The organism is Acetobacter sp. A11-2, assembly GCF_040208445.1.
GTDB lineage: Bacteria > Pseudomonadota > Alphaproteobacteria > Acetobacterales > Acetobacteraceae > Acetobacter > Acetobacter oryzoeni.
Window position 1 is genome coordinate 280,628 of record NZ_CP157843.1, and the last position, 22,522, is coordinate 303,149.

Consider the following 22,522-nt stretch of genomic DNA (forward strand, 5'->3'; position numbering starts at 1 on the left):
GGCTGAATGTAAGCTGACATACGCAGATGGGCGGAGGGGCAACCTTCCGCCCATTTGTTTTTCATGTCTGTTGTGCATGTGAACCGCGCTTGTGTTCACGGCCTCTCGCTTCCAGCAGAAATGCACTGTAAAGTGTTCAATATGGAACACACAGCGCATTCCCTCCGTTCACATCCGCTTCCGGTTTTTGCAACACAAGCCGGTACTGTTGCCAACACACCTGCAGGGCAGGGGGCGGCCTCTCTTCCGCGTTGGGATCTTTCAGCCCTTTACGCGGGGATGGATGATCCGAAGCTGCATGCTGATCTGGCTGAAGCAGAAAAAAAGGCACAGGATTTTGCCAAGCAGTATCAGGGCAAAATCAGCGGCCTTTCTGGCAAGGAACTGGCAGACGCCATTGCAACCTTTGAAGTTATTGAGGAAATGCTGGGCAAGGCAGGCTCTTACGCCTCCCTGCTATTTGCAGCCGATTCTTCAGATGCTTCCATTAGCCAGTTCAGCCAGTCCATCAATGAACGGCTGACGGCTATCTCCACCCATCTGCTGTTTTTCACGCTGGAACTAAACCGGCTGGAAGAAGCTGATCTTCAGGAAAAGCTGAAAGACCCAGCACTGGCGCATTGGCAGCCTTATCTGCGTGATATCCGCATGTATCGCCCGCATCAGCTTTCGGATGATGTGGAAAAGGTTCTGCTGGAAAAATCCGTAACTGGTGGGCAGGCATGGTGCCGCCTGTTTGATGAAACCATTGCAGCCCTGCGCGTCACACTGGATGGGCAGGAAATTACGGTAGGGGATGCGCTTAACCGTTTGTCTGATACAAATCGGGCCACGCGAGAACAGGCAGGCAAAGCCGTAGGCGGCGTGTTTGAAAAAAATGTCCGCCTGTTTGCGCTCATCACCAATACGCTGGCCAAGGATAAATCCATTTCGGATAATCTGCGGCATTTTGCGCGGCCAACCTCATCGCGCAATCTTTCCAACATGGTGGAAGATGAGGTGGTGGATGCGCTTGTTTCTGCCGTGCGGGCTGATTATCCGCGCCTTTCCCACCGCTATTATGCTCTAAAAGCCAAGTGGATGGGGCTGGACAAGCTGGAGCACTGGGACCGTAACGCCCCGCTGCCCGGTAATGATGACAAGCTGATTCCGTGGTCTGAAGCCAAGAATATTGTGCAAAAGGCGTATGATGGTTTTGACCCGCGTATGGGCAAGGTCATCAACACTTTTCTGACGAACCCGTGGATTGATGTGCCACCAGCACCGGGCAAATCTCCCGGCGCTTTTGCGCATCCTACCGTGCCTTCAGCACATCCTTACATCCTGCTGAACTATCATGGCCGTATCCGGGATGTCATGACACTGGCGCATGAGTTAGGCCACGGTGTGCATCAGGTTCTGGCTGCAAAGCAGGGCTACTTCATGTCCGACACGCCGCTGACATTGGCTGAAACGGCCAGTGTGTTCGGCGAGATGCTGACATTCCAGTCTCTTCTGGATGCAGAAAAAGATCCGCAGCGCCGCCGTCTGCTGCTGGCCGCCAAGGTTGAGGATATGCTCAACACCGTGGTGCGCCAGATTGCGTTTTATGAATTTGAAACCCGCGTGCACGATGCTCGTAAAAAAGGTGAGCTACTGCCTGAACAGATTGGCGCTATCTGGCGCAGTGTGCAGACAGAAAGCCTCGGCCCGGCCTTTAATTTTACACCGGAATACGATGTGTTCTGGGCTTATATTCCGCACTTCATCCATTCTCCGTTCTATGTATATGCCTATGCATTCGGAGATTGTCTGGTGAACGCGCTGTATCAGGTGTTCAGTGAAGGCGCACCGGGTTTTCAGGATAAATACATTGCCATGCTGGAAGCAGGCGGCACCCTCCGCCACAAGGAACTGCTGGCCCCCTTCGGGCTGGATGCATCCGATCCGGGCTTTTGGCGCAAGGGGCTGGATGTAATTTCCGGCTTTATTGACCAGTTGGAGCAGGGCTGATTATGGCGCGAGATATGGATAATACCGGCGTTTTTGGTGAACTGCGCCGTATGGTGCAAACAACCGGAACCGTTGGTGGCATTGCAGCCCGCCTGGCAGGCAACAAGATAGGCCTGCGTTCTGGCGGGGCTTCTCACGCTGAAGATCTTAAATCCATGCTGGGTGGGCTAAAAGGCCCGCTCATGAAGGCAGCACAGCTTCTGGCCACTATTCCCGGTGCATTGCCCGATGAATATGCCGATGAGTTGGCGCAGCTTCAGTCTAATGCGCCACCAATGGGGTGGAGCTTCGTGCGCCGCCGCATGACGGCTGAACTGGGCCCGGGGTGGGAAAAGAACTTCCGCTCCTTCGGGCGGGAAGCTGCTGCGGCAGCCAGCCTTGGGCAGGTGCATCAGGCTGTGCTGGCCGATGGCCGCCGCGTGGCTTGCAAATTGCAGTACCCGGATATGAAGGCGGCTGTTGAGGCCGATCTGCGCCAGTTCCGTATGGCTATTGGGGTTTACCACAAGCTGGATAACGCCATCCGGCAGGATGACGTGGTGGAGGAACTTTCTGAACGGCTGCGGGAAGAGCTGGATTACCGGCATGAGGCCGCCAATATGCGCCTCTATCACTCCGTGCTGGCAGATTGTCCGGAAGTTACGGTGCCCCTGCCAATAGATGAGCTCTGCACGCAGCGGCTGCTGACAATGGAATGGGTGCAGGGGCAAAACCTCAATGCAGCCATCAAGGCCGGTCTGACAGAGGAACAGAAAAAACGCATTGCGCGTGCGCTGTTCCGGGCTTGGTATGTGCCACTCTATCAGTATGGCGTGGTGCACGGTGACCCGCATATGGGTAACTTCACCATGCGGGAAGATGCCGGCCTGAACCTGCTGGATTTTGGGGCTATCCGTATTTTCCAGCCTTCGTTCATCAAGGGAAATATAGATCTCTATTACGCGCTCCGTAACAAGGATATGGACATGGCCGCGCATGCTTATGAAGCATGGGGCTTCCGTGACCTGACGCGTGAGAAAGTGGCTGTTCTGAACGAATGGGCGGGGCTGTTATACGCACCGCTGATGGTGGATGAAGAACGCTACATTCAGGATGACAATAACCCGGCCCTTGGGCGGGAAATTCTGTCCAAGGTGCACGAGGGGCTGCAAAAAGCAGGAGGGGTGCGCCTGCCGCGTGAATTTGTGCTGGTTGATCGTTCAGCCCTTGGGCTGGGGTCTGTATTCATGCGGCTGAAGGTTAAGATGAACTGGTATCAGCTGTTCCATGAAATTGTGCAGGATTTTGATGAGCAGGCTTTGGCACAGCGCCAGCAGGCAGCCGTCAAGGCCGCACATTTTCCACCAGAAACGCAGTCTGCTTCCCGATAAAAGATATTTTGGCTGGGGGTGATAAAACCCCCAGCCAAGTTCTACCGCTTAATATCAGTAAGCCTGATACGCTGCGCGTTTCAGATGGACCTGATTATATTCAAGCTGGTCCTTGGTTAGCTGGAAGCCAATTTCAAATCGATAATCTGAATCCACATTTTTGGGTGGAATAGGCAGATCTACCGTAATTACCTTTGTGTCGTCTTCAAAGGTAGAGAGGTTGGCCGGGAAGGACACGGTGTGGTGGAACACATGCTTGTTCACAATCCTGTCTCCGTGCAGCACGGCAATAAACCACGGGAGGGTGAGTGTATTGGCTGTTGCGGCCGGGCCGCGTTCAATCACAAATCGCAGCACGATTCGGGTTTTCAGGTCCTTGGGGCCTGCGGCAAGGCAATCACCCTGTAATTGCAGGATGCTGGCGCGGGCCACCATGTTTTTAAAGCCTGTCTGCTTACCTTGGTAGAGGTAGTAATCCGCCGCTTCAGAGGGAATATGCGTAATGGGGCAGGTGGGCGCAAAATCCATGGATTTGCTTTCACCATCACCGCAGCCGCCAAGGGTGGCCAGCAGCCCAAGTGCTGCCAGACCCGGGGCGGCAATACGGGGGAACAGGCTGCGCCGTTGGTTGTGATTAGGGAACATGTATGGATCCGGCATTATCGGTTAAAACGGGTTGAACACAGCAGATAGCAGCTATCACACCCACATAGGTATGTTTTTCAAGGCTTTGATGCCGTAAAACGGGTTGCATCCCATGCGTCCTTTGCGTAGGCCACAACTTCCGTCACCTTTATGGGTTTCGGGCATAGCCTGTTTTCAATATGCTTCTTCATAGCCAGTTTTCTTCTATACAGTCCGCTGCAACTTTGGGGAACACCATGCCCGATCAAACTGATACCCTTACCCCGCCCCAGAGCGCAGATGCTCAGCACGGCAGATCTCTTAAGGTTCTGCTGGCAGGCCCACGTGGTTTCTGCGCAGGGGTGGACCGCGCCATCCGTGTGGTGGAAGAAGCCATCCGCCGCTACGGTGCGCCTGTTTATGTCCGCCACGAAATTGTCCATAACCGGACAGTGGTGGAAGAGCTGGAAGCACAAGGCGCCATCTTTGTTGAGGAACTGGATGAAGTTCCCGTAGATGGCCATGTTGTTTTCTCTGCTCATGGCGTGCCCAAAACCGTGCCGGTTGAGGCCGAACGCCGTAACCTGCTGTATCTAGATGCCACGTGCCCGCTGGTTTCCAAGGTGCACCGTGAAGCTGAGCGTCATTTTGCTGGTGGTGGGCCAGAAAGCCGCCATATTCTGATGATTGGCCATGCAGGCCACCCGGAAGTGGTTGGCACAATGGGCCAGCTGCCACCCGGCGCCATGACGCTGATTAACGATGCAGAAGAAGCCCGCACGGTAGAGCCGGAAGATCCAACTCGTCTGGCCTTTATCACCCAGACAACGCTTTCTGTGGATGATACGGCAGAAATCGTAGATATTCTGCGTGCTCGCTTCCCCTTGATTGAAGGGCCAAAGCGCGAAGATATCTGCTACGCCACCACAAACCGTCAGGAAGCCGTCAAAACCATCGCCCCTGAGTGCGATCTGGTTATTGTTATTGGCTCTCCCAATTCTTCCAACTCCCAGCGTCTGCGTGAAGTGGCGGAACGTTCCGGCACACCGCGTGCGCTTTTGGTGCCGCGTCTGGATTCTCTGGATTGGTCCGTGCTGGAAGGCGTGAACACGCTGGGCATTACGGCTGGTGCTTCTGCGCCGGAAGCACTGGTGCAGGAAATGCTGGCAGAAATGGCCAAGCGTTACACGCTGTGCATTGAAGAGCGGATTGTGAAGGAAGAAAACGTAACGTTCCGCCTTCCCGCACCGCTGGGCTAAAGGTGCTGCATGGCCGTCTATACGGACGTTGGGAACGAGACCCTGGAAACGTTTTTGCAGGATTACGCCATAGGGTCTCTGGTTGCGTTTCGCGGTATTGCCGAAGGGGTGGAGAACAGTAATTTCCAGCTGCGTACAACAGATGGAGATTACATTCTTACCCTGTACGAAAAGCGGGTGAATGCGCAGGATCTGCCTTGGTTTTTGGGCCTTATGCAGCATCTGGCGCGTGAGGGGGTAACATGTCCCCAACCCGTGGCTGATTCGCAAGGCCATGTGCTGAAAACACTGGCAGGCAGGCCCGCTGCCATAACCACATTCCTGCCCGGTGTTTGGCCGCGCGTAGTGCGGCTTGAGCATTGTCGCCCGCTTGGGCGTGCTTTGGCGCAGCTACATGTGGCAGGGCGCTCTTACAAGCCGGAACGTCAGAACAGCTTGGGGCCAGATGCGTGGTTTGCGTTGCTGCAAAGCTGCGGTGCGGGCGCAGATAATGTGTGCGCAGGTTTGCGGGATGAACTGCAAAACGCGCTTGAGCATATTTTGCCATTCTGGCCGGGGCGGGGGAATAATCCGCTTCTGCCGCGCGGGCAAATTCATGCAGACATGTTTCCAGATAACGTTTTCTTTCTGGATCATGCCGTTTCAGGCGTGATTGATTTCTATTTCGCCTGCACGGATCTTCTGGCCTACGACATTGCCATCTGTTTGAACGCATGGTGCTTTCAGGCTGATGGGGCGTTTAACATCACTTTTGCCCGGCACATGATGCAAGGGTATGAGGAAATACGCCCGTTAGAGCCAGCAGAGCGTCAGCTTATGCCTGTTTTGGCCAGAGGTGCGGCCATGCGCTTTTTGCTCACCCGGCTGTATGACTGGATCAACACGCCAGCAGATGCCTTGGTGACGCCCAAAGATCCTATGGATTACCTGAAGCGCCTGCGCTTCCATTTGGAAACGGATAGTGCTGATGCCTACGGATTCTGAAAACAGCACCGCAACGGAACAACCTGCTCTGGCGGTTGAAATCTGGACAGATGGCGGATGCCGCCCAAACCCCGGCCCGGGTGGCTGGGGCGTTCTGCTGCGCTGCAAAGGTGTGGAACGGGAGCTTTCTGGCGGTGAGCGTGAAACCACCAACAACCGTATGGAACTCACGGCCGCCGCAGAAGCGCTGGAAGCGCTTACGCGCCCTTGTGTGGTGAACCTGCACACAGATAGTGAATATGTGCGCAATGGCATTACTCGGTGGCATACCGGCTGGGTAAGGCGGAATTGGCGTAATGCATCGGGTGATCCGGTAGCCAATATGGATTTGTGGCGCAGGTTGCTGGACGTAGCCAAACGGCATGAGGTTTCATGGCATTGGGTAAAAGGACACTCCGGCGTGCCAGAAAATGAACGGGTGGACCAACTGGCAACAGAAGCCCGGGAAAAAATAGAACAGTCTCTTTTAGAGAGCTAAAAACAAACCGGCTGAAAGGCCGGTTTTTTCATGGGGCATTGTGAGGGAAAAATCACTGTGGCTGAACGCAAAGCATACCAAAGCGTAGCCGGATATATGGTGGCATTTGTGGCGTTAACGCTGCTGTATGCCGCTTTGGGTATGACGCAGCCCTTTAATTCAGACAGTGTTTCTACCCTGCTGGCAGCGCAGGATATTCTGCACGGCAATGTTTTGCTGAAGGGGTGGGACCTTTCCACCCAATCCTTCTATTTTACTGAAGTTCTGCCTTACGTTGTGATGTTTGGCCTATTTGGCTGGCATGTATCTTTTTATTACATCGTGCCCGCCATACTGTGGGCCATTGCCATGTTGCTGGCGTTTCGTATCGCGCGTTTGGCAACGGGCAATACGGGGTGGCCGCTTCTTGTTTTGTTAGCAGCGCCGAGTGCCTTTGCTGTTCATCTGGTGTTGTCACCCTGTTACCATGTTGGCGCTTATGTGGGCATGTTGCTGTTCTGGCTGATGTGGTCGCAGAAGCCTCACTGCCTACAATCTAAAAGTTTGTTCGGCACCTGCGCGCGTTGGAGTGGTACCGTTCTGTTTGTTGCGCTGCTGCTGAGCAGTGATGATCTGGTAAAATACACTCTGGCTTTACCGGTTGTTTTGGCTGCCATCGGATGCAGTCTGGAACAGCGCACTCCAAAATATGTCGGGCTTGCCAGCAGCATGGTGGGCGCATTGCTATTGGAGCACGTTATTAAAACAGTGCTGGCCCATAATGGCGCCTTTCATGTGCCGGGGTTGTGGAGCTCGTCTTTTGGTTCACAAAGCCGGGCCTCGTACAATTTGAGTGTCCTGTTTTCCGGCTTTTTACAGTATTTTGGTGCCGATTTTTTTGGAAAGCCGATTACGCTTTCAGGCTCTGGGCGCGAGCTGTTTCATCTGGCTTGTGCTGGTGGCATGGTATGGGGCTGCTTTTATGCGCTGCGCAAGAACAGACAATGGGGCTTGTTTGATCTCTCATCCGTATTTGCCATTGTTATTATGTTGGCAGCCTTTGTTTTTGGCGAATTGACAATGGATGAGCAGTCATTTCGCTATCTGGTTTTTCCATGCTTGTTGTCTGTTTTGCTGGTTATTCGGCATGTGCAGGTGCCCCATGGCTACGGCTTGCTGTTGGGTAGCTGCTGTATTTTGTATGCGGCAACAATTTTGCCGCGCCCGGTTGTGGGATACGCAGCGGCAAATCAGAATTTTCCGGTCAATCGCACTCTGGAACAAATGGGGCTAAAGCAAGGTTTCGCGCCATATTGGAGCGCAGCGCGCAATAGTCTGCCATTTCCGGCACGTCTTGCACCAGTTGAATTCACGCCATCAGGCATCAAAGCATTTCATACTCTTAGCAAGCGGCAATGGTATGAAATGGGCGGCAATTTTATTGTGTGTGAAAGTGCAGATCAGGCCAAGCAGGCGCAAACACAGTTTGGGCCTGTACAAAGGGAAATACGTATAGGCAGCGACACGCTGCTGGTGTGGCCACATCCCTTTAAGGTGCCGCAGAACTAAAGAGCCCGTTCTCAGGGCTCAACGTCAGACTGATAAATATCAATATAATCCTGCGGTGTGTTGGGGGCTGACTGTTTGGGCAGCCCAATAACGCGCACATAAATGCGGGTAGAAGGTGTGCCGCCATTCATGAGCACGCTGCGCGCCGCTAACCCGCGCGCCAATGCCATGCGTCGTGGCAATGATGGATCATCCACTGCACCAGAACTATAGGCATCTATCAGGGCACGCACATGCGGCTTGTCAGACAAACGCTGCCCAAATGCCAGAATGGCCTGATGTGTTTCCGGGTTAAGTGTTGCTGCTTCTGGTGCAAAGGTAATGCGTACGCCGCCTTCAATAGGCGTTACGGTGCCTTGGGCTTTCAGGTCCACAGTGGGCTGTGGTGGCACCGAGAAAGGATGAACTTCCACGTCTGATGGTGCAGGAGTCAACTGCGGCAGCGGTGGTGGTGCATTTGGTATTGTTGCTGGCGGCGGGGGCTTACGTGGTTGGGCCGCAGGTGTAACGCTTTTAGTTTCTTGCGCCGGGGCAGGCGCGGCCTTAGCCACAGGTGCAGGTGCAGGTGCAGGTGCAGGTGCAGGTGCAGCAGATGGTTTGGTTTCAGCCGGGGCCTTGGTTACCGGTTTGGTGGCAGGCGCACTTTTAGGTGCCGTTGCAGCCGGCTGCGTATTTTTTACGCTGGATGTTTCTTTTTTCTGCGCTGTGGTGGTTTGCGGCTTTTCTACAACGCGGCGGCGCGTTTCAGTGTGCGCGGGCGTTGTTGTGCGGCGCGGAGCCGCTTCATGCACAGGTGCCGCGGGTGTTGGGGGCGCGGCTACAGGCGCTGCACCACCTAAACTGTCCAGAGCCTGACTGTTGGTGACAATCTGAGCATGTGAAACCGCACTGGTGGCAAGCAGGCTTGCAGCACACAGAAGCACAAGGCGGCGAGAGAAAGGAAACATGTTCTGCATTAAATGGAAGACTAATCCAGAAAAAGAGGAAGAAGAACAGTGGCAACCTGCTTTTGGTGCCTGAAAGCGGCTACACTGCGGCATCATGCAGAAAACTGTTCTGCCGCAATACGTTCGGAAAGGGTTTGCCCGGGGTCAAACAGCAAGGTTACAGCCAATTCTCGGTCTTCCCATGCCTGTACAGAAACAACATCCCGAATTTCTATCGAATCGGCAACGGCTGCAACAGGGCGCTTATCGTGTTCCAGAACACTAAAGCCGACATGGGCTGAGGAAGGCAGAAGTGCTCCGCGCCAGCGGCGTGGCCGAAAAGGGCAGATAGGGGTAAGTGGCAGCAAATTGCCAGAAAGCGGCACAATAGGCCCGTGGGCAGAAAGATTATAGGCGGTGGAACCGGCTGGTGTGGCCAACAAGGCGCCATCACAGATCAGTTCGGGAATACGCACCAGCCTGTCCACATCAATGCGTAGTTTTGCTGCCTGCCGTGTCTGGCGGAACAGGTAAACATCGTTCAACGCCAGAGCCTCGTGCGATTCACCATGTGCCGTTACGGCTTTCATGCGCAAGGGGTGAATAACCGCCGCTTGCGCATGCGCTAATCTATAGGGAAGGTCTTCCTCATCGGTGGGGTTCATCAAAAACCCAACAGAACCGCAGTTCATGCCATAAACTGGCGTGGTCAGTCCCGCTTCCAGAATAACGCGCAGGGTTTCCAGCATAAAGCCGTCACCACCCAAGCAGATCACAACGTCTGCCTCACCGGGGTGGCAGTTGCCATAACGGGTTACCAGCCGATCAAGTTCATCCCGGGCGGTTTCTGTAGGGGCCGCCATAAATGCCAGATGTTGTGGAGGCCGCATAAAAATTGAGGGCGGGTTTGTAAGAGAAGTAGCAGTCATGCCTGTGTCCTGCTTCCTTCCAGGTCAGGAAAATTAAAGTCTTCCTTCCTTATCCTGCAAATGTTGGTTCCTGAAAGAGGGCAGCATCATTTTTAATGCAGGCAAAGCGTTCTGCCAGCGTGGTGCCAAGCAGTTCATCATACACAGCCAGCGTGGCATGTTGCATGGCAAAGGTGCTGTAATGGTTTAGTACCATCTGGCGTGCAGCGTATCCAATTTCTTCTAGAATTTCTGGCGGCGCAATCAGCACGTTATGGATGGTTTGTGCCAGTTCATCAGCATGTGCAGGGGTAAAGCTAAAGCCCGTTTGGCCATTGGCGACGGTTTCCACCGCGGCACCATGATGCGCCACAATAACCGGGCAGCACATTGCTTGTGCCTCTACTACCACACGTCCAAAAGGTTCCGGGCGGAGGGAGGGTACAACCACCATGTTTGCAAGCATCATGGCGGCGGGCATATCATCGCAATGGCCTGCAAAACGGACACGGTCAGTCAGGCCCAGTTGTGCTGCTTTGGTGCTTAGTTCCTGTGCATATTTATCTTCTGGGGCGCAACCACCAGCAAATACGCAGTGCCAGTTTACGTCTGGTAACAGGTTAAGCAGTTGCGCCAGAGCATCCAGCACAAGGCTTTGGCCTTTCCATGCTGTCAGCCTGCCGGGCATGAGAATAACCGGGGCATCCGCAGGAAGTGCCCATGCCTCCACCAAACGGTGCACACGCTGGCCGGACACTACTTGAGGAGAAAACTGATCGGTATCTGCCCCGCGCGGAATGGTGCGCAGCCGATCTGGCCCGACATGGTATTCTTCTGCAAGGCGCTGGGCGATGTGGTTGCTGATGGCAATAACGCGATCACCAGATGCCAAAACGGCATTGTAATGCCGTTTGCCGGGAAAACTGTTGGCGTGCACGCCATGCCATGTTGTTACAAAAGGTGTTTGCGTGCGCTTGCAGGCCATTTTGGCAACCCATGCCGGCGCGCGTGAGCGCGCGTGAACAAGCTGCACATTATGCTGGCGAATGATATTGCTGAGGAAGTGGCTGTTTTTGGCAATTTTCAAAGGGTTGCGGCTGCCACAATCGGGAAGGGTAATGTGCTCAGCACCAGTATGTCGTAGCAGAGGCTCCATACGCCCGCCAGCGCTGATAACAAGCGCCTTGCCCCCAGCCTGTGTAATGGCCTGCGCCATTTCTATGGTGCCTCTTTCCACTCCGCCCTGCTCCAAAGCGGGCAGGATTTGCAGAATGGAGGCAGAGGCCAGAAAACTGCTCATGAACAGGGTGTTATCACAATTTGCACATTTTGTGCCATAAGAGACAGTAGGGCAGAACTGTTCTTCCTTTTCAGGTTCCCGGCCTGTGCGTGAATGAACCTGTTTGGTATGGAGGCAGGATGAAGTTTTCTTTTGTGCCTACACGGCGGCATCTTCCCTGCGTGGTTGCAGGTACAGCTTTGCTTGTATCCGTACCTGTTATGGCGGCCACGGCACGCGGCCATGCGGCGGCAGCATCCGGGCCAGTTAATGGGCAGAAATGGTCGGTCGAAGCCTGTATGGCCATGGTGGGGGATGATCCTTTTGGCGCAAGAGATTACGCGCTGGACTGGGAGCGCCACGGCAACGGAGGGCAGGAGGCTAAGCATTGCCACGCCTTGGCATTGTTGGAAGCCGGAGATGAAGAAAGCGCGGCGCAGGAACTGGATGAGCTTGCCCACCAACCCATAGAACATGCAGAGCGTGCACCTTCCAGCTTTCGCGCAGGGTTAGAGGAAGATGCGGCAGATGCTTGGCTTTCTGCCGGGCAACCAGAAAAAGCCTTGAGCAGTGTAGATTACGGGCTGGCGTTTGAGGATGATACCCGCCTGCATCTGCTGCGTGCCCGTGCCTTACTGGCGCAGGATCAGGCCGATGTAGTGGTTAAAGAACTTTCTGCGCTGGTGGCTAAAAAGCCAGATATCGGGGCCGAAGCCTATGTGTTGCTGGCATCGGCAGAGCGCCGCGTAGGGCAGCTTGATGCAGCGGCGACACATGTGGCCCATGCTTTGGAGATAGAGCCGGAAAACCCGGCAGCCTTGCTGGAACGCGGCATTGTGCGTGAACGCAAAGGAGACGCCACCGGTGCACAGGCAGATTGGCAGCGCGTGCTTGATCTGGCGCCAGATAGCCATGAGGCAGATCTGGCGCGGCAGGATCTTGCCGTTATGGCTGCAGACCCGGATACACCATGAAGCCCCTCATGCACTTTGAAAAAGCTCAAGGCATCATACCGCAGCGCATTCTTGTCATCCGTTTGGGGGCGTTGGGAGATTTCGTGCAAAGTTTTGGCCCGTTTCAGGCCATTCGGCAGGCATTTCCTGCTGCACATATCACCTTGCTCACAACCGTGCCGTTTGTTGAGCTGGCCAGGCTTTCGCCTTGGTTTGATGAGGTGCTGACGGATACACGCCCACGTTGGACAGATGTGCCGCAAATTCTCGCCCTGCGTAAGATGTTGCGTGGGTATGATCGGGTTTATGATTTGCAGACATCAGCCCGCACAGCGCGGTATTTTGTGCTGGCTGGGCGGCCTGTTTCATGGTGTGGGCATGTGGGAGAAGGGCATCTCGCCCATTTAAACCCGTGGCGCGATGAAATGCACACCCGTGCCCGCCAGCGTGATCAGCTCTCTATGGCCGGCATTAAGGATGTGCCGCAGCCAGATATTTCTTGGTTGCGTGATAAAGGGCCAAAGCTGGATGAGCCCTATGTGTTGATTGTGCCCGGGGCGGCTGTGCATCGGCCCGCCAAGCGCTGGCCTGCCAGACGGTATGGTGAACTGGCAGCAGAAATTTTTCGCCGTGGTTTGCAACCTGTCTTGGTGGGGCATGAAACCGAGCAGCCTTTGGCGCAGGACATCCTGAAATATTGCCCCGAAGCGTTAAACCTAATGGGCAAAACCACTCTGCCAGAGCTTGCAGGGCTGGCAGCACGGGCGCAGTGCGCTGTGGGGAATGATACAGGCCCCATGCATCTGGCTGCCGTTATGGGCTGCCGCTGTGTTGTGCTATTTTCTGCTGATAGTAACCCAGCGCTTACAGCCCCGTTAGGCTGGCAGGCAGGGCAGGTGCGCGTACTACGTGTGCGTGATCTTGCATTGCTTTGTGTGCAAAGGGTTGCAGCCGCGCTCTGGTGGCGTCATTAAGCATCTTCCATCAGTTTCTGATTTTCTTTTCTGGAGCCTTTGACCATGCCCGCCATTACCTTGCCTGACGGTTCTGTTCGTAGTTTTGACGGGCCGGTTACAGGCACGACGGTGGCGGAAGCTATCGGCCCCGGTCTTGCCAAAGCCGCATTGGCCATGGAAGTGGATGGAAAGCTGTGCGATATCCGCCAGACCATCAACAAAGATGCTGCCCTGCGGTTTATTACCCGTAAGGACCCGGAATCGCTGGAACTTATCCGGCACGATGCCGCCCATGTGCTGGCAGAAGCCGTGCAGGCGCTGTATCCCGGCACTCAGGTTACAATCGGCCCGTCCATTGAAAACGGCTTCTATTACGATTTCTATCGTTCCGAACCGTTCTCCCCGGAAGACTTCGCGGCCATCGAAGCCAAGATGCGCGAAATTGTCGCCAAGGCTGAGCCTTTTGTGCGTGAAGTCTGGAAGCGCGATGATGCGATCCGCTTTTTTGAAGAGCGTGGTGAAAAGTTCAAAGCTGAGTTGATCCGCGATCTGCCGGAAGATGAAGAAATTTCCATTTATCGGCAGGGTGAATGGCTGGATCTGTGTCGTGGTCCACATTTGCGCACCACCAAGGATGTTGGCACTGCTTTCAAGCTGATGAAGGTGGCAGGTGCCTATTGGCGTGGGGACCACCGTAACCCCATGCTCACCCGTGTGTATGGTACGGCATGGCGTGATCAGAAGGAACTGGATGCGCACCTGCACCAGTTGGAAGAAGCAGAAAAGCGCGATCATCGCCGGATCGGCAAGGAAATGGGCCTGTTCCATTTTCAGGAGGAAGCCGTAGGGCAGGTGTTCTGGCATGCCAAAGGCTGGCGGCTTTATACCGCGTTGCAGGATTACATGCGCCGCGCCCAAACACGCCACGGGTATCAGGAAGTGCGTACACCGCAGCTTGTTGACCGTGCCCTGTGGGAGGCTTCTGGCCACTGGGACAAATACCGCCACCACATGTTCATTGCGACGGTTGAGGACGAGAATAAAACACTCGCACTCAAGCCTATGAACTGCCCGTGCCATGTGCAGATTTTCCGCCACGGTCTGCGCTCTTATCGTGAACTGCCGCTGCGTATGGCGGAATTTGGTGCCTGCCATCGCTATGAACCATCAGGGGCATTGCATGGCCTGATGCGTGTGCGCGGCTTTACGCAGGATGATGCGCATATTTTCTGCACCGAAGACCAGATTGCAGATGAAACTGTGCGTTTCGTGAAGATGCTGCACGATGTGTATCAGGATCTGGGCTTTGAGCATGTGCGTGTAAAGTTTGCTGATCGCCCAGAACAGCGTGCTGGCAGTGATGAGGTATGGGACAAGGCTGAAAATGCCCTGAAAGAAGCCTGCACCGTGGCTGGGGTGGAATATGAACATAACCCCGGTGAAGGTGCGTTCTATGGCCCCAAACTTGAATTTGTGCTGCGTGATGCCATTGGGCGTGATTGGCAGTGCGGTACGTTGCAGGTTGATCTGGTTCTGCCAGAACGACTCGATGCCAGCTACATTGGTGAAGACTCCGGGCGGCATCGCCCCGTTATGCTGCATCGTGCCATTCTGGGTTCTTTCGAGCGCTTCCTTGGTATTCTGATCGAACAGCACGCAGGGCGTTTCCCGCTTTGGTTAGCGCCTGTGCAGGTGGTTGTGGCTTCTATCGTAAGCGATGCTGCACCTTATGCAGAGGAAGTGGCTGCTGCCCTGCGTGAAGCCGGGCTGGCTGTGGAAGCCGATGTGCGGAATGACAAGATCAACGCCAAGGTACGTGAGCACAGCGTGGCACGTGTTCCGGTTATTTTGGTGGTTGGCCGACGTGAGGCAGAAGAACGTACTGTTGCCATGCGCCGCCTTGGCACGCAGGCGCAGGAGACTCTGAGTTTGGATGAGGCTGTTACGCGCCTGAAAAACGAAGCAACACCGCCAGATTTGCGCAAAAAAGGGTGAAGCAGAGTTTTATTGTTACAGCAGGGCAGCAATGAAGATGTTTTTGTGCTTGCCCTGCTTGATAAAGCGCGGATAATTGCGCACATACTAACGATAGGCAGAAGCACCTGAAGAGGTGTGTCTGCAAGTTATTGAAATGTACTACAGGAGCCGACCATAGCCAGATCACCGTATCCCGCGCCGCCCAGCCGAGAAGGGCCGCGAGTGAATGAAGAAATCCGTGTGCCGCAGGTTCGCCTTATTGATGAAAATGGCGAAATGGCCGGTATCATGACCGTGCGCGATGCTTTGGCAAAAGCGTATAGTGTTGGGTTGGATCTTCTAGAAATAAGCCCGAATGCTGAGCCGCCTGTTGCCAAGATTCTTGATTACGGCAAGTTCAAATACGAACAGCAGAAAAAGCGTAACGAAGCCAAGAAGAAGCAGAAGGTCATTGAAATCAAGGAAGTCAAGGTTCGTCCGAATATCGACGAAAATGACTACCAGGTTAAAATGCGTGCTGTGAAAACCTTTATTGGTGAAGGTGATAAGGTAAAGGTTACGCTGCGCTTCCGTGGTCGTGAAATGGCGCATCAGGAACTGGGTATTAAGGTTCTGGAACGCATTCGTGGCGAAATGGATGAGGTTGCCAAGGTGGAGCAGATGCCACGTCTTGAAAACCGCCAGATGATCATGGTTCTGGCCCCGCGCTAAACCGTGCTTTCAGTCTGATTTCCGGAAAAACCCCAGCCTCCTTATTAAGGAGGCTGGGGTTTTCTGTTTTACGGACCAAGCAGGATAGTTGCGTGCGCGTTTGCGCGAACGTGCTGGGTTTGTGCTGTGCTGGATGGGGCTGCTGGGGCATCTGCGCTGCGAGCCATAGACATCATCATAGGCATGGGGCGCATGATTGGGTTTTCAGACATGGTTACGTTTGAAAAACGCACGACATGCAAGCCCAGAGATGATGCTACCGTATCTGCCTGCTTTTTAAGCTCAGCAATAGCGTTCTTTTCAGCATCCAGAAGCAGGGCGTCTCGTTTATCATCAGAGATAGACCAATCCAGACTTTCCAGAATAAGGCCATTCGCTTGCAACTGCCCGGCTAAGGGGAGGAGTGCGTTGCCATTCTGGGCTTTTAGGCTCAACCTTTGGGTGGCTGTCCAAAAAGCGGGGTCTTTGTCTGGGCGTGTTTCAGAAACATCGTATCCAGTTACCGCTAACTGCACGGCATCATTTTTGCCTGTCTGTTCAGTAATTTTCTGCACCAGTGCATTGACAGCCTGCTGAGCAGTTGCCGCATTTTTATTGCGTGCTTCTGCCCGGAATGTAGCAGTCAGCTGGTCTGGCGCTGCATCTGTTGTGCCAGAAGCAGAGAGTTCAAGCTTGGTAAAGGTGTTTGTATCTTCTGCATGAGCTGCAGGGAGCAGTGCCATGAATGCGCAGGAGCTTGCGGAAAGCAGGCTCAGAATGGAACGAGAATAAAAACGCATCAGGATATGTTTCCTTTTAAGATCAGTAGCCTGATAAAATAACGCAGGCTGCCACAACGGGTGAATGCTTGCTGTTAAGATAACAATCCATCAGTGAGGCAAGTTCAAGGCAGAGGGGTATATATCTGCCGCAAAGAAAAAGTTGTGTCGAAAACATAGATTAACGGTTTATTTCCGTTACGTTGTCACTTTCTGTGCGGGGTAAGGGCATATCAATACGTACGATCAAACCCGGATTGTTATCGGCTAGATGGAGTTGGCCATCATGCAGTTGCACAATAGCCTGCACAACAGAAAGCCCAAGGCCCGAGCCAGCAATATGGCGTGACTGTTCTGCCCGAAAGAAACGTTTTGTGGCATGTGCCATGTCTTCCGGTGTCATGCCGAGACCGCGATCTGCTATGCTAAGCCGTATGGTGCCACCATTTTTTGAATGGCGTTTTGGTGAAAGAACCTGTGCAGAGCAAGTAATGAGGCTTTGGGCAGGGGAAAATTTAATGGCATTGTCCAGCACATTGGCCATAGCCTGCTGAAGCATGGCGCGATCACCATAAAATGGAAGTTTTTCGGGAAAATTGGTCTTAATTGTTATCTCCCGGTCTTCTGCAACGGCAGCGTAAAGTTCCAGAACGTCCTGTAGGGCAGGTATCAGATCAAACCATGTAAAGGCAGAATGGCGGCTTCCAATTTCTATCTGCGCGATACGTAATAAGGCATCACAAATGCTGGTAACATGATCAAGATGCGCAATCGCGTGGTCAATGGTTGTGCGTAGTGCCACCTCAGTATGTGCGTGTACAACGGCATCTTCCAGTTCAGCGCGCGCGCGTGCAATGGGTGCACGCAGATCATGCGCGATGGCGTTGGAAGTTTGCCGTAAGCCATCCATTTGCTGGCTAATGCCATCCAGCATGGCATTTATGGCGGTGGCAACCTCATCGCTTTTATCTTCATTTTCAGTCAGTGGAATACGCTGAGAAAGATCACCGCGCATAATTGCGTTGGTGGTCTGGTGGAGGAAATGAAGAATGCGATGGACCATTTTGCGGATCATTCCTACCCAGCTTGTAGAGATTAAAGCCTCAAGTTCCGGCTGATCCAATCAAACCGTGGTAAAAGGATTTCTCCCTTTAATCCTTTGGTGCCACTTAATTCATTCTTGCAGCATATACCCAGCATTGCGGATGGTATGCACAAGGGCGCGCTGAAAGGGTTTATCTATTTTCTGGCGCAGACGCGAAATATGTACGTCGATCACGTTTGTCTGGGGGTCAAAATGGTAATCCCACACTCCTTCCAGCAGCATAGTACGCGTAACAACCTGACCGGCATGACGCATCAAAAATTCCAAGAGGCGGAATTCACGCGGTTGCAAGTCAATTTTCTGTCCAGCGCGCCTTACATTGCGCGAGAGCAGATCTATTTCCAGATCCCCAATTGTAAGGCGTGTCTGGGGTTGGGCCTCGTTTCTGTTGCGGCGGACCAGTGCTTCCAGACGGGCCTGAAGCTCGGAAAAGGAAAAAGGCTTTGTAACATAATCATCCCCACCGGCTTTCAGGCCGGCCACTTTTTCATCTACATCTACTAAAGCGGAAAGAAGCAGTACGGGGGTTGTGTTGTTTTGATTTCGCAATGTTTGCAGGATGTGAAGGCCCTCTACACCACCCGGCAGCATGCGATCTAAAATAATGACATCAAACTTTTCGCTAGCAGCCAGAGATAAGCCGTTTTTGCCATCTTCAGCCTGCTCAACCAGGTGTCCGGCTTCTGCAAGGCCTTTGGCAACAAAATTGCGAACTGTTTGATCGTCTTCAACAAGAAGAACGCGCATGATCCAGACCTTACATTATCCAGAGCGTATTACCAAAACCTTACGATAATTATACAATCATGTCACTGCCCGCGTTCAAATCTGATCTTTTTCGTCCAACTTGGGGGTGAGGCCATCCAGCGTTGCCATCAACACAGCCGTAAGCGGAGAGGCAAAAATCAGGCCCGGAAACCCCAAGATGGCGCCAAAGAGGGTCTGTGATAGCACTGTAAGGGCAGGGGGCATTTGCACGGCGTGGCGCTGAATAACCGGGGCCAGCACATTACCTTCTAAAAACTGGATCACGCTATAAAGCACAGCCACCATAATGGTTTCCCGCGTGCCCAGAGAAAGGGCCAGCAGTAACGCAGGAACAGCTCCCATAATGGCGCCAATATACGGGATAAAATTACACAGCCCGGCAAGCACACCCAGCGCCAGCGCCAAAGGCACGCCAATAAACCACAGGCCAAGGCCAGAAAGCGTGCCAACCACCAGCATGTCTAAAGATTGCCCGGCAACCCATGCCCAAAGAGTCTGCCCGGCTCTAAGCAGGAGATCACGCACTTTGGGGCGTTTGGAAACAGGCACCAACCGCAAAAAGCCATTGGCGTAAACAGCCGGAGACATTGCAAAATACAACCCGGCAATCAGCACAACCAGCAATGTGCCAATAGCCCCAAAAGCAGACCCCAGAATGCCTGTCATGGACCCGGCAATGCGGGAACCAAGAGAAGCAAGGCTGCTGGTATCTCCCCCACCAGCTTGATGGCCACCTAAAGAGGCAGGGAGATAGTTCAGGATCATTTGGCCCGTGGGCGTGCTTTGCAGGGTGCTGCGCAGTGCCGTTTCCTGCTGGCGCAAGGCATCTTGCAGGCGCAGGGCTTCACTGATCATGGCTGGCCCGCTGTTCCAGACCAAAAAGACAGCACTTCCAATTAATCCGCAGATAACAGCACTAAGCGCCCACCCATATGGCAGCCGAAGGTGGCGCACCAGAATTTTAGACAACCCATGCAGCACGACAGCACAAAGCACTGATGCAAACACCACCATCAGCACATCGCCCATCAACCAAACAACCAGCGCAATAACAGCGCCGCTGAAGGTCATGCGCAGGATTCTGGAAATGGATTGTAGCCAATCTGCCGAATGCGGCTTGCCTTCATACGGCCCGCCAGCAAGGGGAGTGGCAGGAGAAGGGGTATCTGAAGGCATGCGCAAATGTCTTTCGGAATGCTGTTTGAGGCTGGAATGTTTGGAAGGGTAAGACAAAGAGGCAGTGCTACTGCGTTTGAGATGTATTCTTATCCATGTGTCTCATGATCTGAGAAGAAAATTCTGAAAAGTCAGACACAAAAAACTGGCGCATTGGCAAAAATGCCTCACGCCAATTTGGAGGTCAGGCCTCGTTGGCGGCTTCTTCCATTTCAGCTTCGGCGGCCAGCCAGCGTTCTTCCACTTCTTCCTGTTCTTTTTTAAGGGCAGCAAGGCGTGTGTTCAGGCGCGTGAGGTCCTGCGTTTTTCCTTCGCTATACAAAGCGGGGTCAGCCAGGCTGGCTTCAATTTTCTGCTGTTCCTGCGCCAGTTTGTCAAGGCGTGCTTCGGCGTCTTTGATAACCTTGCGTAAAGGGGCTAGGGCCTTGCGGGCTTCTGCGCGCTCACGCCTGTCATCCTTGCGGCTGGGCTGGGCCGCAGTATCCTGTTTGGGGCGGTTTGCTGCGCGGTTGTGTTCAATCAACCACGCGCGGTATTCCGCCATATCACCTTCAAATGGGGTGATCTTGCCATCGCCTACCAACCATAGCCGATCCGCCACAAGCTCAACCAGATGTGGATCATGGCTGATCAGAACCACAGCACCTTCATAATCTGCCAGTGCACGAATAAGCGCATCGCGGGCATCAAGGTCCAGATGGTTGGTGGGTTCGTCCAACAGCAGAAGTTGTGGGGCATCTCGCGTTGCCAAAGCCAGCAGCAGGCGTGCTTTTTCTCCGCCCGAAAGGTCTTTTACCGCTGTTTCAGCGCGTTCTGCATCCAGCCCAAAGCGTGCCAACTGGGCACGCACAACCGGAGGCGTGGCTTTGGGTAGGGCGCGCGCCATGTGGTCTATAGGTGTTTCGTTCAGGCGTAGTTCTTCTGCTTGATGCTGGGCAAAATACCCAATTTTAAGCCGAGGGTTCCGCTCTACCGTGCCAGATAGTGGTTCTAGCCTGCCAGCAAGAAGCTTGGCAAAGGTGGATTTACCGTTGCCGTTGGCGCCAAGCAGGGCAATGCGATCATCCATATCCAGCCGGAGGGAAAGATTGCTGAGCACAGGTTTGCCGTCATACCCCACGCTGGCACGGTTCATGGTCAGAATGGGAGGGGGAAGCTGCTCAGGTTCGGGGAATGAAAAGTGCGCAGGCGTTTCTTCCACTACGGATTCGATAACGGGCAGTTTTTCCAAAGCTTTCAGGCGGGCCTGTGCCTGCTTGGCTTTGGTAGCCTTGGCTCGAAATCTATCCACAAAGGACTGCATATGCGCCCGCTGGGCCGCAATTTTTTCAACCTGCCGGGCCTGCTGTAAGGCTTGCTCTGTACGGATGCGCACAAAATTTTCGTATCCACCCGGTGTTAGGCTGAGCTTGCCGTGGTCCAGATGCGCAATGGCATCCACGCAGGAATCCAGCAGCCCCCTGTCATGGCTGACAATCAGCGCAGCTCCAGCGAATCGACGTAGCCAATCTTCCAGCCAAAGGGTGGCTTCTAAGTCCAAATGGTTGGTGGGCTCATCCAGCAGCAGCAAATCTGGTTCAAGAAACAGGGCGGTAGCGAGGGAAACACGCATGCGCCAACCGCCGGAAAAGTCTGAAACAGGGCGAGCCTGAGCGGCCGCATTAAACCCTAACCCAGCGAGAACAGAGGCCGCGCGTGCTGGTGCGCTATCTGCACGTATGGCACGCAGACGCTCATGTATTTCCGTAATACGTACGGGGTCGGTTGCTGTTTCGGCTTCTGCCAGAAGGGTGCTGCGTTCGGTATCACCGGCCAGCACGGTATCCAGAAGCGATGCGCCATCTGCCGGGGCTTCCTGCTTTACGCGTGCCATGCGGGCGCGGGCGGATAGGCGAATTTCACCACCATCTGGGGAAATATCGCCCGCAATTGCGGCCAATAGGGTGGATTTTCCGGCCCCATTGCGCCCGATAAGGCCTACCTTGCGCCCGGGCTCTATAGACAGGTTAGCCTGGTCCAGAAGGGTGCGGCCTGCCATACGCAGGGTAAGATCGGATATGACAAGAAGGCTCAACGCAACTCTCGTTTCTTTATGAATCGTGCATTACATCCGGCATGGTACCTACCAGCCCGCGCCGATATGCTCTAGATGGTGCGCTACGGCTGCCACCCTTATGGTGCTGGTATGCCAGAAAACAGGAGAAACCCAATGGCTAAAGAACGTACGCTATCCATTATCAAGCCAGACGCAACCCGTCGCAACCTGACCGGCAAGATCAATGCCGTGTTTGAAGATGCAGGTCTGCGCATTGTTGCCCAGAAGCGCATTCAGCTCTCTCCGGCTCAGGCTGGCGCATTTTACGAAGTGCACAAAGAACGCCCGTTCTATAACGATCTGGTGTCCTTCATGATCTCCGGCCCGGTTGTGGTGCAGGTTCTGGAAGGTGACAATGCAGTTGCCAAAAACCGTGAAGTGATGGGCGCAACAGACCCCAAAAAGGCTGAACCCAACACCATCCGCGCTCAGTTTGCTGAAAGCATTGAAGCAAACTCCGTGCACGGTTCTGACAGCGCAGAAAACGCAGCGAACGAAATCCGCTTCTTCTTTGCGGAAACCGAAATCCTGCCCTGATCCGCTTTTTCGGATTTACTCTGGCTGGTGCCTAGGCTGCCAGCCAGAGCTATATAAATATATATTGCTGCGGCCGGCCTATTGGGCGCAGTATGCAAGAGGTAAGCACCTTTTGCAT

Annotated in this window: 20 protein-coding genes; 11 read left to right on the top strand and 9 right to left on the bottom strand. The window is 54.0% G+C overall.

Going from position 1 to position 22,522, the window contains the following annotated elements:
- Window positions 1–54: 54 nt before the first annotated feature.
- Together ABNV41_RS01395 and ABNV41_RS01400 are read left to right on the top strand one after the other, a co-directional pair.
- Window positions 55–1,992, top strand: coding sequence for a M3 family oligoendopeptidase (locus tag ABNV41_RS01395; protein WP_050818363.1), 1,938 nt, complete (start codon window positions 55–57; stop codon window positions 1,990–1,992).
- 2 nt (window positions 1,993–1,994) lie between these two features.
- Entirely contained in the window at window positions 1,995–3,362 is a 1,368-nt protein-coding gene (locus ABNV41_RS01400; protein ID WP_050818362.1) for an AarF/ABC1/UbiB kinase family protein, read from the top strand.
- Between the two features lie 54 nt (window positions 3,363–3,416).
- Here ABNV41_RS01400 and ABNV41_RS01405 read toward each other — a convergent pair whose 3' ends face one another.
- Window positions 3,417–4,022 carry a hypothetical protein gene (locus tag ABNV41_RS01405; RefSeq protein ID WP_196332574.1) on the bottom strand — a complete coding sequence of 202 codons (606 nt, stop codon included), beginning with the start codon at window positions 4,020–4,022 and terminating at the stop codon, window positions 3,417–3,419.
- Between the two features lie 221 nt (window positions 4,023–4,243).
- Here ABNV41_RS01405 and ispH point away from each other — a divergent pair, with 221 nt between their 5' ends.
- Genes ispH through ABNV41_RS01425 form a run of 4 tightly spaced genes read left to right on the top strand, consistent with a single transcriptional unit; the run spans window position 4,244 to window position 8,255 of the window.
- Window positions 4,244–5,245 (top strand): 4-hydroxy-3-methylbut-2-enyl diphosphate reductase, encoded by a 1,002-nt coding sequence (ispH, locus tag ABNV41_RS01410; protein ID WP_026019375.1) that lies wholly within the window; start codon window positions 4,244–4,246, stop codon window positions 5,243–5,245.
- A 9-nt stretch (window positions 5,246–5,254) separates the two neighbouring features.
- The gene (locus tag ABNV41_RS01415; RefSeq protein WP_349934872.1) at window positions 5,255–6,229 is read left to right on the top strand and encodes a homoserine kinase; all 975 of its coding nucleotides are present in this window, start codon (window positions 5,255–5,257) and stop codon (window positions 6,227–6,229) included.
- On the top strand, window positions 6,213–6,707 hold the full coding sequence (rnhA, locus tag ABNV41_RS01420; protein WP_050818359.1) for a ribonuclease HI: 495 nt from the start codon (window positions 6,213–6,215) through the stop codon (window positions 6,705–6,707). Before ABNV41_RS01415 ends, rnhA begins: the two co-directional genes overlap by 17 nt.
- A 30-nt stretch (window positions 6,708–6,737) precedes the next feature.
- Complete coding sequence (locus tag ABNV41_RS01425) at window positions 6,738–8,255, top strand: hypothetical protein (protein ID WP_050818358.1); 1,518 nt, start codon at window positions 6,738–6,740, stop codon at window positions 8,253–8,255.
- Window positions 8,256–8,266: 11 nt separating this feature from the next.
- On the opposite strand, the gene ABNV41_RS01430 is transcribed toward ABNV41_RS01425, so the two are convergent.
- From ABNV41_RS01430 to ABNV41_RS01440, 3 genes are read right to left on the bottom strand one after another with little or no spacing between them, the layout of a single operon-like run.
- Window positions 8,267–9,298, bottom strand: a complete 1,032-nt coding sequence (locus ABNV41_RS01430) for a hypothetical protein (protein ID WP_349934873.1) — start codon at window positions 9,296–9,298, stop codon at window positions 8,267–8,269.
- Window positions 9,295–10,110, bottom strand: a complete 816-nt coding sequence (locus ABNV41_RS01435; protein WP_050818356.1) for an NAD kinase — start codon at window positions 10,108–10,110, stop codon at window positions 9,295–9,297. Before ABNV41_RS01435 ends, ABNV41_RS01430 begins: the two co-directional genes overlap by 4 nt.
- Before the next feature lie 49 nt (window positions 10,111–10,159).
- Entirely contained in the window at window positions 10,160–11,389 is a 1,230-nt protein-coding gene (locus ABNV41_RS01440) for a glycosyltransferase family 4 protein (protein ID WP_050818355.1), read from the bottom strand.
- Window positions 11,390–11,478: 89 nt separating this feature from the next.
- Between ABNV41_RS01440 and ABNV41_RS01445 the strand changes: the two genes are divergently transcribed.
- The 4 genes from ABNV41_RS01445 (at window position 11,479) to infC (ending at window position 15,965) form a co-directional block, all read left to right on the top strand.
- On the top strand, window positions 11,479–12,342 hold the full coding sequence (locus ABNV41_RS01445) for a tetratricopeptide repeat protein (protein WP_050818354.1): 864 nt from the start codon (window positions 11,479–11,481) through the stop codon (window positions 12,340–12,342).
- Window positions 12,339–13,295 carry a glycosyltransferase family 9 protein gene (locus ABNV41_RS01450; protein WP_196332573.1) on the top strand — a complete coding sequence of 319 codons (957 nt, stop codon included), beginning with the start codon at window positions 12,339–12,341 and terminating at the stop codon, window positions 13,293–13,295. Before ABNV41_RS01445 ends, ABNV41_RS01450 begins: the two co-directional genes overlap by 4 nt.
- Window positions 13,296–13,340: 45 nt before the next feature.
- On the top strand, window positions 13,341–15,272 hold the full coding sequence (thrS, locus tag ABNV41_RS01455; protein WP_050818353.1) for a threonine--tRNA ligase: 1,932 nt from the start codon (window positions 13,341–13,343) through the stop codon (window positions 15,270–15,272).
- A 156-nt stretch (window positions 15,273–15,428) separates the two neighbouring features.
- Window positions 15,429–15,965, top strand: a complete 537-nt coding sequence (infC, locus tag ABNV41_RS01460) for a translation initiation factor IF-3 (RefSeq protein ID WP_035351884.1) — start codon at window positions 15,429–15,431, stop codon at window positions 15,963–15,965.
- A gap of 68 nt (window positions 15,966–16,033) precedes the next feature.
- On the opposite strand, the gene ABNV41_RS01465 is transcribed toward infC, so the two are convergent.
- The 5 genes from ABNV41_RS01465 to abc-f form a co-directional block, all read right to left on the bottom strand.
- Window positions 16,034–16,744 carry an SIMPL domain-containing protein gene (locus tag ABNV41_RS01465; RefSeq protein WP_050820246.1) on the bottom strand — a complete coding sequence of 237 codons (711 nt, stop codon included), beginning with the start codon at window positions 16,742–16,744 and terminating at the stop codon, window positions 16,034–16,036.
- 160 nt (window positions 16,745–16,904) lie between these two features.
- Window positions 16,905–17,798, bottom strand: a complete 894-nt coding sequence (locus ABNV41_RS01470; RefSeq protein ID WP_349934874.1) for a HAMP domain-containing sensor histidine kinase — start codon at window positions 17,796–17,798, stop codon at window positions 16,905–16,907.
- 99 nt (window positions 17,799–17,897) lie between these two features.
- Window positions 17,898–18,575, bottom strand: a complete 678-nt coding sequence (locus tag ABNV41_RS01475; protein WP_050818352.1) for a response regulator transcription factor — start codon at window positions 18,573–18,575, stop codon at window positions 17,898–17,900.
- A gap of 75 nt (window positions 18,576–18,650) precedes the next feature.
- Window positions 18,651–19,772 (bottom strand): AI-2E family transporter, encoded by a 1,122-nt coding sequence (locus ABNV41_RS01480; RefSeq protein ID WP_050818351.1) that lies wholly within the window; start codon window positions 19,770–19,772, stop codon window positions 18,651–18,653.
- A gap of 184 nt (window positions 19,773–19,956) precedes the next feature.
- Window positions 19,957–21,846 (bottom strand): ribosomal protection-like ABC-F family protein, encoded by a 1,890-nt coding sequence (gene abc-f / locus ABNV41_RS01485; RefSeq protein ID WP_050818350.1) that lies wholly within the window; start codon window positions 21,844–21,846, stop codon window positions 19,957–19,959.
- A 135-nt stretch (window positions 21,847–21,981) separates the two neighbouring features.
- On the opposite strand from abc-f, the gene ndk reads away from it, so the two are divergent.
- Window positions 21,982–22,404 (top strand): nucleoside-diphosphate kinase, encoded by a 423-nt coding sequence (ndk, locus tag ABNV41_RS01490; protein WP_035362113.1) that lies wholly within the window; start codon window positions 21,982–21,984, stop codon window positions 22,402–22,404.
- The last annotated feature ends 118 nt before the right edge of the window (window positions 22,405–22,522 follow it).

Excerpts from the sequence above, each read along its gene's own strand:
- ABNV41_RS01415 (WP_349934872.1), top strand. The coding sequence starts at position 5,255 with ATGGCCGTCTATACGGACGTTGGGAACGAGACCCTGGAAACGTTTTTG.
- ABNV41_RS01425 (WP_050818358.1), top strand. The coding sequence starts at position 6,738 with ATGGGGCATTGTGAGGGAAAAATCACTGTGGCTGAACGCAAAGCATAC.
- ABNV41_RS01440 (WP_050818355.1), bottom strand. The coding sequence starts at position 11,389 with ATGAGCAGTTTTCTGGCCTCTGCCTCCATTCTGCAAATCCTGCCCGCT.
- ABNV41_RS01450 (WP_196332573.1), top strand. The coding sequence starts at position 12,339 with ATGAAGCCCCTCATGCACTTTGAAAAAGCTCAAGGCATCATACCGCAG.
- ABNV41_RS01435 (WP_050818356.1), bottom strand. The coding sequence starts at position 10,110 with ATGACTGCTACTTCTCTTACAAACCCGCCCTCAATTTTTATGCGGCCT.
- ndk (WP_035362113.1), top strand. The coding sequence starts at position 21,982 with ATGGCTAAAGAACGTACGCTATCCATTATCAAGCCAGACGCAACCCGT.
- ispH (WP_026019375.1), top strand. The coding sequence starts at position 4,244 with ATGCCCGATCAAACTGATACCCTTACCCCGCCCCAGAGCGCAGATGCT.
- ABNV41_RS01400 (WP_050818362.1), top strand. The coding sequence starts at position 1,995 with ATGGCGCGAGATATGGATAATACCGGCGTTTTTGGTGAACTGCGCCGT.
- ABNV41_RS01470 (WP_349934874.1), bottom strand. The coding sequence starts at position 17,798 with ATGATCCGCAAAATGGTCCATCGCATTCTTCATTTCCTCCACCAGACC.
- ABNV41_RS01465 (WP_050820246.1), bottom strand. The coding sequence starts at position 16,744 with ATGCGTTTTTATTCTCGTTCCATTCTGAGCCTGCTTTCCGCAAGCTCC.
- rnhA (WP_050818359.1), top strand. The coding sequence starts at position 6,213 with ATGCCTACGGATTCTGAAAACAGCACCGCAACGGAACAACCTGCTCTG.
- ABNV41_RS01475 (WP_050818352.1), bottom strand. The coding sequence starts at position 18,575 with ATGCGCGTTCTTCTTGTTGAAGACGATCAAACAGTTCGCAATTTTGTT.
- ABNV41_RS01430 (WP_349934873.1), bottom strand. The coding sequence starts at position 9,298 with ATGATGCCGCAGTGTAGCCGCTTTCAGGCACCAAAAGCAGGTTGCCAC.
- ABNV41_RS01405 (WP_196332574.1), bottom strand. The coding sequence starts at position 4,022 with ATGCCGGATCCATACATGTTCCCTAATCACAACCAACGGCGCAGCCTG.
- thrS (WP_050818353.1), top strand. The coding sequence starts at position 13,341 with ATGCCCGCCATTACCTTGCCTGACGGTTCTGTTCGTAGTTTTGACGGG.
- ABNV41_RS01480 (WP_050818351.1), bottom strand. The coding sequence starts at position 19,772 with ATGCCTTCAGATACCCCTTCTCCTGCCACTCCCCTTGCTGGCGGGCCG.